Source organism: Pseudomonas sp. (assembly GCF_030683065.1).
GTDB lineage: Bacteria > Pseudomonadota > Gammaproteobacteria > Pseudomonadales > Pseudomonadaceae > Aquipseudomonas.
The window spans coordinates 17,767-27,771 of record NZ_JAUXMX010000023.1 but is presented as its reverse complement, the minus strand read 5'-3'; the positions used below and the strand labels follow the sequence as shown (position 1 = coordinate 27,771).

Below are 10,005 nucleotides of genomic sequence, written 5' to 3'. Positions count from 1 at the left end.
AAACCAGCACGGTGACCATCACCTTCAACGAAGCGGTCACCGGCCTTACCACCGCAGACTTCACCGTTGCCAACGGTGTGCTCAGCGGTCTGTCCAGCAACGACGGCGGCATTACCTGGTCGGCAATCCTGACGCCGACGGCCAGCATCACCGACACGACTAATCTGATCACGCTGGACAACACCGGCTACGCCGATGCCGCAGGCAACAGCGGCAGCGGGACCACCGACTCCAACAACTATGCCATCGATACAGTGCAGGCGCTGGTAACCGTAAATGGCGACCCTGAGTTCCGTGCCAACCCGCCAAGTCAGCCACCAGCCTTACTGACTGCACCCTTGCAGCCAACGATACCCTTATCTTCACCGCCTACCACCCAGTCGCTACTCATTCCGCCACCACTGTTCGAGGTGCCAACAATCGGTAACGGTATCCCGACCTTGGGCAATATCTTTATCAACCAGAATGCCCTTGCACCGAGCTTTATTGCCCAGGTCTTCGGCAGCAGTTCCAGTGACATTGGCGGAGACAGCTCGGGAAGCGGCTTCTTAGGTTTTGGTGGTGGCGGAGGCTTCGGCTCCAGCTCACTCGCCAACATATTCGGCCAAGACAGCCAGCAGGAAACTGAACAACTGGAAGTCTTCGATGGCAAGAAATGGGGCAGTACCGAAGGCTCTCGGCCTGGCACGTTTAGCGCACCAACGCTTAGCCAGCAACTGCAAGAACTGCACGAAGGCGAGCAACGCCAGGTGCGTGAACTGGCCCAGGCACTAGGGCAATTTGAAAAACTACCAACACAAGCCTGAACACGACATCGAAATTAAAATACAAGACTCAAGCCGTTTTTAGGGGGCGGCCCAAGGATGAATAAAAGCCAGAAACTGTTCGGCGTAAGCCTGCTTGCACTGACTATCAGCGGCTGTGCCGTCACTAGCAAACCCATCGACCGCAGCGTCAGCGAACAGCGTGCACAGACTGACCTGCAGAACATGTTCAAGGATCAGGAGCCGCTCAATGGCCCGCTGACCCTGCATGACGCCATGGCCCGCGCGGTCAAGTACAACCTTGAAAGCCGCCTCAAGGTAATGGAAGAAGCCCTGGCGCAGCGCCAGGTCGACCTCGCCACCTTCGATATGCTTCCGCGCATGGCGCTTTCCGCAGGCTACGCTGGCCGTGACAATGTCAGCGCCTCCAGCAGCGAGAGCATCCAGACCGGAACTCAGTCGCTGGAACCTTCCACCTCGCAGGACCGTGACAGGGGTATTGCGGATCTGACCATGGTGTGGAACGTGCTGGACTTTGGCGTGGCCTACGTCAGCGCCAAGCAGCAAGGCGATCAACGTCTAATCGTCCAGGAGCGCCGGCGTAAGGTGCTCAATACCATCATTCAGGATGTGCGCTCGGCCTATTGGCGAGCCTTGGCAGCCGAACGCCTGCTCAGCCAGATCGACAGTTTGATGGTGCGAGTCAATCAGGCGCGCGACAACAGCCAACGCCTGAGTGAGCAACGTATCGGCGACCCGATTCAGGCCCTCAGCTACCAGCGTGCCCTGATCGAAGCCACCCGTCAGCTGGAAGATCAGCGCCGCGCTCTATCCCTGGCCAAAACCGAACTGGCCACCCTGATCAATCTGCCAATCGGCAGCACTGTCAGCCTGGCGGCCAGCGATGATTACCAAGTCCCCCAGCTCAAGGTCGACCTTGACGTATTGGAGCAGGAAGCCTTGGCCACCCGCCCGGAGCTGCGAGAGCAGGACTACCAGGCACGCATCAGCGCCGCAGAAACACGCAAGGCGATGCTACGGCTGTTGCCCGGTCTGGAGTTCTCGGCCGGCGGCCACTACGACAGCAACAGCTTTCTGGTTAACCAGAGCTGGGCCGATTACGGCGTGAAGATCACCTGGAACCTGTTCAATGTGCTGTCGGCCCCCGCCTCCATCAATGCCGCCAAAGCCGGTGAGCAAGTAGCCGAAGCCCGTCGCCAGGCCATGTCCATGGCGATTCTGGCACAGCTCTATGTAGCCAATGCCAACTACAACGAATCCCAGCGCCAGTTCCAGACCAGCCAACAACTGGCCGGGCTCGACAGCCAGATCGTCGAGCAGCTACGTAACCGCTATAAAGCCCAGGGTATTGGTGAGCTGGAGTTGATCCAGGGTGAGCTTAATGCACTACAGGCCAACCTGCGCCGCGATTTGTCTTATGCCGAGCTGCGCAATAGCTATGGACAGCTGTTCGCCAGCGCAGGTCTTGACCCGCTGCCGGAACAGCTCCCATCAAACGAGTTGAGTGCTATTGCCCAAGCGCTAGCTAACCAAGAGGCGCGCTGGCAAGCAGGGGAGCTGTAGGTTGCATTGATGAGAGGAGGCTCATTTCTGGGGGGCGTGTCGATCCCAATCAAAGGGTTCGCGAACACTTACCCCTGCATGTCTGACTCAGTTAACTGCTCAATGAGACATACCGTCTTACTTACAATCGCCCTAGTTTTGATCTGAAATGACCACAGGCGAGTGGCCGCTCCTGGCCGGTAGCAGTCCTTCACTAGCGACTGCTGCCGGCCAGAAGCGCCAACACCCGCTCAGCTACATCAATAAAGCTGCACCAGTGCCGGTGGCTGGCTGATGATTGGCGCTTCACACGCCTCCAAGATAGCTGTATAAAAATACAGTAATCTTGAGCAGGTACCCCTCAATGGCAACCGCAGCATTTGTCGGCCCCCTGGGCAGCTCGACTATAGAGCTGCCCTTTTTTTCTTTCCGCATTCCGGCCGGCTTCCCGAGCCCTGCGCAGGACCATCTTGAGCAGAAGCTATCCCTAGATGAGCTGCTGGATATCGACGCCCCTCACACATACCTGGTGCGCGTGATCGGCGACAGTATGACCGGCGTGGGGATCTTTGAGGATGACATCCTCATAGTCAGCAAGGCACTGCCCGTGCAGCACGGCGATATTGTTGTGGCTGAGCTGAACGGGGAAACCTTTGTCAAACGCCTTTCGCGGCAAGGCCTGCAGTACGTGCTGTGCTCCGAAAATTCCAAGTACCCACCGCGCTTTGTGATGGAGGGCGATGAGCTGGTGATCTGGGGTGTAGTAACAGACAGTCTGCGGCGACATCGGCGCCATGCATGAGCCCACTATTGCCCTGGTTGACTGCAATAGCTTCTACGCCAGCTGCGAGCGTGTCTTCCGGCCAGACCTTCGGCGCACCCCCATCATTGTGCTGAGCAATAACGACGGCTGTGTGATTGCCCGCTCTGCCGATGCCAAGCCATACGTGAAGATGGGGGCGCCATGGTTCGAGATAAAGAACGATGTACTGCGTTGGGGCATAGTCCCTTTCTCAAGTAACTACGCGCTGTATGGCGACATCAGCGAACGAGTGATGACAGTTATCGAAAGTCTCGTTCCGGCGCTGGAGGTGTACAGCATTGATGAGGCCTTTGCCGACTTGACCGGCATGCCTGGCTCAATGGAGACGCTCGGCCGAGAGATCCGCGCCCAAGTTCTGCAGCGCACAGGTATCCCAACTGGCGTTGGCATTGCGAATACCAAGACCCTAGCAAAGCTGGCTAACTATGCCGCTAAAAAGTGGCAGGCGCAGACCGGAGGTGTGGTTGATCTGCGCGACCCGGAGCGGCGCGACAAGGTGCTCAAGGTATCGCCGGTTGGGGAAGTGTGGGGCGTTGGCCGTCGCATGACTGCGCATCTACAGGGCATGAGCATTAAGACAGCTTGGGACTTATCGCGTGCCGATCCCTGGGCCCTGCGTAAGCAATTCAGCGTAGTGATCGAGAAAACAGCTCGCGAGTTACGCGGCACTGCCTGCCTCGCGCTGGAGGAAGTCGCGCAGCCTAAGCAGGAAATCTGCTGCAGCCGCGCATTTGGTAAGCGCCTGCGCGAGATCGCACCGATCCGTGAGGCGGTCGCCACCTACGCCGCCCGAGCCTGTGAAAAGCTGCGTGCTCAGCAGTCCCTCACTAAGCGGGTGCGCGTGAGTATCCGCACCGGCATGTTCAATCCGGATGAAGTGAAGTACGCCAAGGGCATCATCTGCGAGCTGCCATACCCAACGGACGACACGCGCTTGATCACCCGTGCCGCCATGGCTGGGCTTGATCATCTGTTCAGGGATGGCTTCGCATACGCCAAGGCCGAGATCCTGCTGCTGGATCTACGCCAGCGCGGCGAGTTCACTGACGATATGTTTGCAGAGACTCAGCCGGTGATCGCAGAGCAAGTGATGGGTGTGCTCGATGAGATCAACGCCAAGTGGGGGCGCGGAACGTTGCGGCCAGGCAGGGTAACCATAGCGCCGGACTGGGGAATGAAGCGCGAGATGATGAGTCCGAGCTATACCACTAGGTGGGATCAGCTGTGGACGGTGAAGGCAGTGTAGAAAAAAAGGAAAGGCCCGGTGTCGCAGGATTACCTGCGGCACCGGGCTTTTTTTGTGCCTGAAATTAACGGGGCAAAATTGGGGTAAGTTATACGCCACTACATGCCACACAATGCTGTTTAAGGTGCGCTCTTGTTTGTTGCTTATTAGCTTGAAGCCTTTACGCCCCGGGCCTTTCGCGCATTTCTCAGGGTTACTGCCACACAATAGGGGTGTGCGGAGTATCTCGAGGGCCTTGCTCCGGATGAGGCTGCGAATAAGGCTATTACTTGGGATCTTGCTCAGAACGAGGCCTATCTCAATGCACTGCGTTCGATTTCAGCCATCAGAGCACCGTCGTCTTATATAGCACCTGCGCATTTCGGATCAGATGCAAGATGCTCATAAACAGGCGGAAAGCAGGTCTGTATTCTTGAGTCTGGTGAGCCGCTCCGTGCTACTTTGCGGCCGAACGTAGTACGTGCCTATATTGGTTGGGCTAGTTTTTAGCCTGATATCTGCCACTTGCAGTGCATAAAAAGCGGGTATCAAAGTGGGTATTGAGCCCGAAAGCCCTGATTAAAACATTTAATAATCAAACGCTTACCCATCAAAGAAAGATCATCCGCGTATTCTGATTGCTTGGCTCAAGGTCTTCGGCTCCTTTCATCGTCAGGGTTCTGCGCTTTGCGTCGCGCATGAACCCCTGCTCATAGAATGCTGAAGCGTCACCATCGCGTGGTGACGCCCTGCCAGCAGGTCGATGCATCGACCTGCTGGGGCCATGCTGGGGCCATTTGGAAACGATGCGCGCAGTAAGCGCATCAGCAACGGGAATGCCGGCTCAGTTGCTCAACGCCGCATCCTTGATTAGCTCATCGCTACACAGTGGCGAGCATAAACGTTGATGGATGCGGCTGAGGAAGCCCACTTCGAAGGCCCGCCTCTCTATGGCGCAAGGCAATAGATCGCGCTCGGCGATCATAACGGCCCAGAGCCAGCCGCTGCGGGCATTGTCGAGCCAGGTCTGGGCGAAGCTCACGCCTTGGTTGAAGGCCTGCCGACAATCCGCTGCCCAGGTAATCTCCATGCCAGGATGACCATCGTGCGGGGGCAGCAAGGTCATGATGCCTTTACTCATGGCCGACACCTCCTCGCGCCTCGGACAGCGCGCGCCGGTACAGCACCACCAGCTCATCTAGCAGGTCCAGGGCCGAGTAGGCCGTAACCCTTAGGCGTAAGTTATGCGCCTGAAAACCATCCGGTTCGGCTATTTGATCCAGCAGATTGCCCAGCATGGTTGCGCGCAACTCGGCCGCAGCTTCGACTGGAAAAGGAGAGGGCTCGGATTCGTGCAGCGGACTCGGCCGCCGTGGAAAAGGGACAACGCAGGTTTCGAACTCAGCCATGGCGCACCTCCAGAGTGGAAGTGAACAACAAGACCAGAAGACCAAGGCGGAGCTCTTGGGTAAAAAAGGGGTAGCGCATTTTCCTTATGCTCCTTCGTGAGATTAAGGAGCCGCTTACCACTCGCTACCACACGAATGGAGGCGGACCGTGCAAGGGTGGTAGACCGACCCACGAAGGAAGGCCGGCCAGGCCGAAGCCTGCCTCACACGGCCCGCCATAAGTGCACGAGAAAACTACAGGCTCAAATAAGAGCCAGCTCTCGTTTATGACGCAACCGCGCCTTCGTGTGAATCGGGCTACCACACCCGGTCGTGGGATTGACCACGACGGACGCACTCTAGCCTGAGGGTTTCAGGATGGCAACCTACTGTGGCGTAGTTGTACCTTGGGGAATCGACATGGTAGATGGCGAGGAGCAGTGGGCGTTACTGGGCTGTAATACTGGCCAGCACGAAAGAGAGTTGCCGGTTGAGGGGCGGCACCTCTGCTGGTTCGCCGGCAGGGCTGAGTTATCGACTATCCTCATAATGACTTAACCACCAAGGAAGGTAATGTTATGTCTCATCTCATGCTGACCCGCCGCGCTGGCCAATCCATCGTTCTGACCCTTGCTCCTGGTGCTGACCTTGAGAAAGCGCTGCTCCAGATCCTCCGTGATGGCATCACCGTGGAGATCCGCCAGATTGAGTCAGGCAGCCTACGTGTTTCGATTGATGCGCCGAGGACGATCCAGATTCTGCGGAGTGAGCCCTATCCATCCATAGGGCCATGGACAGCTTTCGGCCAAAAAAAGCCATTCTAAAATGTCTACCGAAACAAGGGCGGACTCGCTATACAGCATCCCCTCGCCTACAGGTAAACCATACTTCTTCCTGTGTCCGCCGCTGTCGCATTCTGAATACTGAGCAGGCCAGAAAGCAAATAACAGCGTGCGTGCAGTAAATTGAACTACTGAGGAATAGCAGCAATAACCGAAATTTCTACCAGCAACTCTGGGCTAGCCATCTTGGCCTCGACACAGGCTCGCGCAGGGGCGAAGCCTGACGGAACCCAGTTGTCCCATACGCCGTTCATCTCGGCAAACAGGCTCATATTCTTCAGGTAGATGGTGGCGGACAGCAGTTGCTCGCGATCGCTACCAACCGACGCCAGTAGCGCATCAACCTTAGCCAGCATGGTGCGGGTTTGCTCCTGAATGCCGACACTATGGTCTTCTGCTACCTGCCCGCACAAATAGGCGGTCTGGTTATGCACTACGACGCGGCTCATCCGCGCGGCTGTTTCATATCGGCTAATGCTCATGGCTTTTCCTTTTGGAGTTCTGCATTGAAATGACCGGCTATTGCTTTTCCCCTGGGCTCACCAGTGAAGCCAGTTCACCTAGGGAAAGCGGCTTGATCGGCGCGCGGATGTTGTAATAACCCACCTGATCGATGGCAACATTTCGCTCGGCGGCGATGATTTGAGCCACTGTTAGACCGCACATGCGGCCCTGACAGGGGCCCATACCAGCGCGACTAAAGGCTTTGGCCTGATTCGGACCGCTACAACCAAGCCCTACGAAGCGACGGATATCACCGGCAGTGACCTCCTCACAACGACAGATGATGGTTTCATCTACCGGCAGCAGGAACTCGGGCGCCGGTTGGTAGAGCACATCCAGAAACGGTCTGATAACCATAAGTCTGTCCAAGGCCTGTTGTGCCGGGCGTGCCAGCCGGTCTCGTTCAGTGCTATCGATGCGCCCCTGCTGGCAGGCAACCTGCCAAGCTGTAAAACGCCCGAAGTACTCTGCGGCTAGCGCACCACCTATCCCTGCGGAGTCTCCAGCGACGAAGAAACCGCCGATCGAAGTTTCGCCCCAGGCATCGGTCTGCGGATGCCAGCACTGTTGTTGCTCGTGCCATAGATGTTTGGCATCTAGGGCGCGCGTCAGTTGCACATTGGGCACAACGCCCTGATGCACCAGAAGTGTCTGGCATTCGATCACGCAGTCATTACCTTTGTGTTGGAAATGCAACTGTGCCAGACGACCGCTGCTGGAAGCATCGGCGCGCAGTTGCGTCACCCCGCTAAGCATCTTAATTCCAGCTTTGCGCAACGAGGCCAGATAGCCCAGGCCCTTGAGCAGCATGCGCCAGCCCCTTAGGGCGCCGACTGCATGGCGCAGTGCCTTGAGGTAGTTACCTGGCGGAGTGGTATCCAGCACGGCACTGATCGGTACGCCAGCCTTGTGCAACTGGCAGGCGATCAGCAGCAGCAGCGGACCACTGCCGGCCAGTACCAGCGGACCCGAAGGGGTCAGACCGCTACTCTTCAACAGTATCTGCGCCGCGCCGCAGGTCATCACCCCAGGCAGGGTCCAACCGGGAAAAGGCACCGACCGCTCCTGGGCGCCGGTCGCCAGCAGTATCTTGGCTGCGCGCAGAGTGCGACTCTGCCCACCTACGGACACACTAAGTACCCGCTCTGGGCTGATATCCCACACCATGGTCGAATGGAAGTAATCGATCACCGAATGCTCCAGCGCATCGACCAGCGAGCGCCCGTAATAGTAGTCGGGACCCAGTATTTGCCTATCAGTCGGTGCCGGGTTACTCACGCTACGGTAAATCTGCCCACCCGGGGCGCCTTGCTCGTCCAGCAAGGCGACATCCAGGCCATGCTGGCATGCAGTAGTCGCGGCAGCCATGCCGGCAGGACCGGCGCCGACCACTACCAGGTCATAGATACGCTCGCTCATGAGTACGACTCCTGCTCAGCTATAGGGACAACCCTGGCGCCTAGCTGCGGAAGGATCTTCATGCCGTGCTCCACCAGGGTCATGCAGCCTTGCACGTTAGGCACGCCATCGATCTCCACCAGGCATTCGAAGCAGGCCCCCATCATGCAATAGGGCGCGCGCGGGCTGCCGGACAGCGCGGTGCTACGTGACGGAATCATGCCCGCGGCTAGAATTGCGGCGGCCACGCTTTCGCCCGTTCTGGCGTGGAAGGCAACTCCGTCGATTTCCACCAGCACAGTCCCCCGGTCTTCGCTAGCCAGGCGTTTAAACATCGAATCGTGCTGCACGAAACACCTCCAGAGAAAAGGCTTGTGGCTTCCCAGCAATCCAGTCGGCAATCGGCCCGGCGTGCGCGGCCCCCAAGGTGACACCACTGTGGCAGGTCACTAGGAATGCACCGGGACAGGCGCTGGACTCTTCATAGATCGGATAGCCATCCGGCGTCATTACCCGCAATGCGCCCCAGGCGCGGACCATTCGCACCTGCTCCAGCAGCGGAAACATCCGGGTCGCCCGCTGTGCAATTTTCGCCATCACCTCGGTGGTGGTACCGCTGTCAAAGCCGACGTCCTCTTTGGAGTCACCCAACTGCAAGGTGCCGTCCCCGGTCTGGCGCACATGGCCGGTGGGATAGTGGAGAAACGGCTGCACGCGCTCGGTGATCAATACCTGACCACGATTGGGTTTTAGTGGGGCCGATAGCCCCACTTGGGAGGCGAGTGTCTGGTTGCCGAGGCCGGCGGCCAAGACTAGCTTTTCCGAATACCAACTCTCGTGCCCGGCTAGCACGCTGAATTCGCCACCCTGCATACTGATCTCACCGATTGAGGCATTACTGATCAACTGACCACCTTGGGCGACAAAGTCTTCTACCAAGGCGCGCAACAGCAGTAACGGATTCAGGTGGCCGTCTTCCAGACTCAGGGTGGCCCCAGCAACGCGTGGGCCGATCTCAGGCACCAGGGCTCTAAGTTGGGCGTGATCGAGAACCTCGAATGGGTAGTTGCCGGCTGCCTGTTCGCGCATCGAACAAAGCATTCGCTGACGCTGCTCCAGCTCAGCGTCCTCTAGGCAGATAAACAGCCCGCCTCGCTGGTCTAGTTGGATATCGATACCAGTGCTGGACTGCAGCTGCTGGGAAAACTCTCCCCACAAACGCGCAGATAGGCGCGATAGCTGGGCATACTCAGGGCAGGTATCGCCCTTACCCTGAACCCAGACCAAGCCGAAATTCCCTCGAGATGCGCGCAGAGCAACGTCGCCCTCATCCAGTATGGTTACCTTCAACCCATTACGGATAAGGCCCAGGGCGATGGTAAGACCGACCAGACCGCCGCCGATTACGGTGACGTCCGTTTGGCGACAGCCTGCCCGTAAGCGAACCGACATGGCCTACTCCTTTTGAAGATGATCAGGACACAGGCTTAGCGCCTGC

Annotated in this window: 11 protein-coding genes; 5 read left to right on the top strand and 6 right to left on the bottom strand. The window is 57.9% G+C overall.

The window, feature by feature from the left end; translation table 11 throughout:
- The 4 genes from Q8K09_RS05240 to umuC form a co-directional block, all read left to right on the top strand.
- The coding region (locus tag Q8K09_RS05240) for an Ig-like domain-containing protein (RefSeq protein ID WP_305253931.1) at window positions 1-806 on the top strand (806 nt) is incomplete at its 5' end.
- Between the two features lie 57 nt (window positions 807-863).
- Window positions 864-2,348, top strand: a complete 1,485-nt coding sequence (locus tag Q8K09_RS05235) for a TolC family protein (protein WP_305253930.1) — start codon at window positions 864-866, stop codon at window positions 2,346-2,348.
- A 343-nt stretch (window positions 2,349-2,691) separates the two neighbouring features.
- Window positions 2,692-3,129 (top strand): LexA family transcriptional regulator, encoded by a 438-nt coding sequence (locus Q8K09_RS05230; protein ID WP_305253929.1) that lies wholly within the window; start codon window positions 2,692-2,694, stop codon window positions 3,127-3,129.
- On the top strand, window positions 3,122-4,396 hold the full coding sequence (gene umuC / locus Q8K09_RS05225) for a translesion error-prone DNA polymerase V subunit UmuC (RefSeq protein WP_305253928.1): 1,275 nt from the start codon (window positions 3,122-3,124) through the stop codon (window positions 4,394-4,396). The genes Q8K09_RS05230 and umuC overlap by 8 nt, the downstream gene beginning before the upstream one ends.
- An 823-nt stretch (window positions 4,397-5,219) precedes the next feature.
- On the opposite strand, the gene Q8K09_RS05220 is transcribed toward umuC, so the two are convergent.
- Together Q8K09_RS05220 and Q8K09_RS05215 are read right to left on the bottom strand one after the other, a co-directional pair.
- Window positions 5,220-5,516 (bottom strand): LasR-specific antiactivator QslA, encoded by a 297-nt coding sequence (locus Q8K09_RS05220; RefSeq protein ID WP_305253927.1) that lies wholly within the window; start codon window positions 5,514-5,516, stop codon window positions 5,220-5,222.
- On the bottom strand, window positions 5,509-5,784 hold the full coding sequence (locus tag Q8K09_RS05215; protein ID WP_305253926.1) for a hypothetical protein: 276 nt from the start codon (window positions 5,782-5,784) through the stop codon (window positions 5,509-5,511). Before Q8K09_RS05215 ends, Q8K09_RS05220 begins: the two co-directional genes overlap by 8 nt.
- Before the next feature lie 557 nt (window positions 5,785-6,341).
- On the opposite strand from Q8K09_RS05215, the gene Q8K09_RS05210 reads away from it, so the two are divergent.
- On the top strand, window positions 6,342-6,587 hold the full coding sequence (locus tag Q8K09_RS05210; RefSeq protein ID WP_305253925.1) for a carbon storage regulator: 246 nt from the start codon (window positions 6,342-6,344) through the stop codon (window positions 6,585-6,587).
- Between the two features lie 146 nt (window positions 6,588-6,733).
- Here Q8K09_RS05210 and Q8K09_RS05205 read toward each other — a convergent pair whose 3' ends face one another.
- Genes Q8K09_RS05205 through Q8K09_RS05190 form a run of 4 tightly spaced genes read right to left on the bottom strand, consistent with a single transcriptional unit; the run spans window position 6,734 to window position 9,959 of the window.
- Window positions 6,734-7,087 (bottom strand): RidA family protein, encoded by a 354-nt coding sequence (locus Q8K09_RS05205; RefSeq protein ID WP_305253924.1) that lies wholly within the window; start codon window positions 7,085-7,087, stop codon window positions 6,734-6,736.
- Between the two features lie 37 nt (window positions 7,088-7,124).
- The gene (locus Q8K09_RS05200; RefSeq protein WP_305253923.1) at window positions 7,125-8,528 is read right to left on the bottom strand and encodes an NAD(P)/FAD-dependent oxidoreductase; all 1,404 of its coding nucleotides are present in this window, start codon (window positions 8,526-8,528) and stop codon (window positions 7,125-7,127) included.
- A complete protein-coding gene (locus Q8K09_RS05195) occupies window positions 8,525-8,857 on the bottom strand; it encodes a (2Fe-2S)-binding protein (protein ID WP_305253922.1) in 333 nt (110 codons plus the stop codon). The genes Q8K09_RS05200 and Q8K09_RS05195 overlap by 4 nt, the downstream gene beginning before the upstream one ends.
- Window positions 8,835-9,959 (bottom strand): FAD-binding oxidoreductase, encoded by a 1,125-nt coding sequence (locus Q8K09_RS05190; protein WP_305253921.1) that lies wholly within the window; start codon window positions 9,957-9,959, stop codon window positions 8,835-8,837. Before Q8K09_RS05190 ends, Q8K09_RS05195 begins: the two co-directional genes overlap by 23 nt.
- Between the last annotated feature and the right edge of the window lie 46 nt (window positions 9,960-10,005).

What these genes read in the sequence shown, in the direction of transcription:
- Q8K09_RS05235 (WP_305253930.1), top strand. Translation starts at nt 864, where the DNA reads ATGAATAAAAGCCAGAAACTGTTCGGCGTAAGCCTGCTTGCACTGACT.
- Q8K09_RS05230 (WP_305253929.1), top strand. Translation starts at nt 2,692, where the DNA reads ATGGCAACCGCAGCATTTGTCGGCCCCCTGGGCAGCTCGACTATAGAG.
- umuC (WP_305253928.1), top strand. Translation starts at nt 3,122, where the DNA reads ATGCATGAGCCCACTATTGCCCTGGTTGACTGCAATAGCTTCTACGCC.
- Q8K09_RS05220 (WP_305253927.1), bottom strand. Translation starts at nt 5,516, where the DNA reads ATGAGTAAAGGCATCATGACCTTGCTGCCCCCGCACGATGGTCATCCT.
- Q8K09_RS05215 (WP_305253926.1), bottom strand. Translation starts at nt 5,784, where the DNA reads ATGGCTGAGTTCGAAACCTGCGTTGTCCCTTTTCCACGGCGGCCGAGT.
- Q8K09_RS05210 (WP_305253925.1), top strand. Translation starts at nt 6,342, where the DNA reads ATGTCTCATCTCATGCTGACCCGCCGCGCTGGCCAATCCATCGTTCTG.
- Q8K09_RS05205 (WP_305253924.1), bottom strand. Translation starts at nt 7,087, where the DNA reads ATGAGCATTAGCCGATATGAAACAGCCGCGCGGATGAGCCGCGTCGTA.
- Q8K09_RS05200 (WP_305253923.1), bottom strand. Translation starts at nt 8,528, where the DNA reads ATGAGCGAGCGTATCTATGACCTGGTAGTGGTCGGCGCCGGTCCTGCC.
- Q8K09_RS05190 (WP_305253921.1), bottom strand. Translation starts at nt 9,959, where the DNA reads ATGTCGGTTCGCTTACGGGCAGGCTGTCGCCAAACGGACGTCACCGTA.